At 65.9% G+C, this 1131-nt stretch carries 1 protein-coding gene; it reads right to left on the bottom strand.

All coding sequences use genetic code 11. The annotated features are described in order from the left end of the window. Positions 1–1131: translation initiation factor IF-2 (gene infB / locus AB4Y84_RS22185; protein WP_442251000.1), on the bottom strand; the 1131-nt coding region annotated here is incomplete at both ends.

Genomic DNA, 1131 nt, shown 5'->3' with positions numbered 1-1131 from the left:
GGGCCGAAGCATCCGCACGCACGTTGAAGCCGATGACGGTGGCCTTCGAAGCGGCGGCCGAATTGGCGTCCGACTCGGTGATGCCGCCCACGCCGGAGTGGATCACGTTGATGCGGATGTCGTCATTGGACAGCGCCACCAGCGCCTGGCTCAACGCCTGCACCGAACCCTGCACGTCGGCCTTGATGACCAGGTTGAGGACCTGCTGGCCCTCGCCCTTGCCCAAGGTCGCCATGATGTCTTCCATGCGGCTGCCAGCGGTGGCGACCAGGCGCGACTCGCGGCGCTTGGTCTCACGCTGCTGGGCAACGTCCTTGGCCAGACGCTCGTCGTCGACGACGACGAAGTCGTCACCGGCTTCCGGCACGCCGGACAGGCCCAGGACCTGCACCGGAATGGACGGTCCAGCGAACTCCGGCTGCTTGCCGGTTTCGTCGAACAGCGCACGCACGCGGCCGTACTGGATACCGCACACCAGGTAATCGCCCTTCTTCAGGCGGCCCTGCTGCACCAGCACCGTGGCGATCGGGCCACGCCCCTTGTCCAGCGAGGATTCGATGACCACGCCGTTGGCACGACCCTCGTCGACCGCCTTCAGTTCCAGCAGTTCAGCCTGGACCGAAACAGCTTCCAGCAGATCGTCGATGCCCAGGCCGGTCTTGGCCGAGATCTCCACCATCTGGGTGTCGCCACCGAAGTCTTCGGCCACGACCTGCTCGGAGAGCAGCTCGTTCTTGACCCGCATCGGGTCGGCACCGGACTTGTCGATCTTGTTGATCGCCACGATCAGCGGCACACCCGCCGAACGGGCGTGCTGGATCGCTTCCTTGGTCTGCGGCATGACGCCGTCATCGGCAGCCACGACCAGCACCACGATATCGGTCAGCTTGGCACCGCGGGCACGCATCGAGGTGAACGCGGCGTGGCCCGGGGTATCCAGGAAGCTGATGACGCCCTTCGGCGTTTCAACGTGGTACGCACCGATGTGCTGGGTGATGCCGCCGGCTTCGCCGGTGGCGACCTTGGTGCGACGGATGTAATCCAGCAGCGAGGTCTTGCCGTGGTCGACGTGGCCCATGATGGTGACCACCGGCGGACGCTGTACGGCCTCGCCCTTGTTCTCACCCGCCG

Origin of the sequence: Stenotrophomonas sp. 2YAF22 (assembly GCF_052114665.1) — a bacterium.
In the GTDB taxonomy this organism is placed as follows: domain Bacteria; phylum Pseudomonadota; class Gammaproteobacteria; order Xanthomonadales; family Xanthomonadaceae; genus Stenotrophomonas; species Stenotrophomonas indicatrix.
Note: the sequence above shows the minus strand (reverse complement) of the source record. Positions and strands in the feature narration are given on the sequence as shown.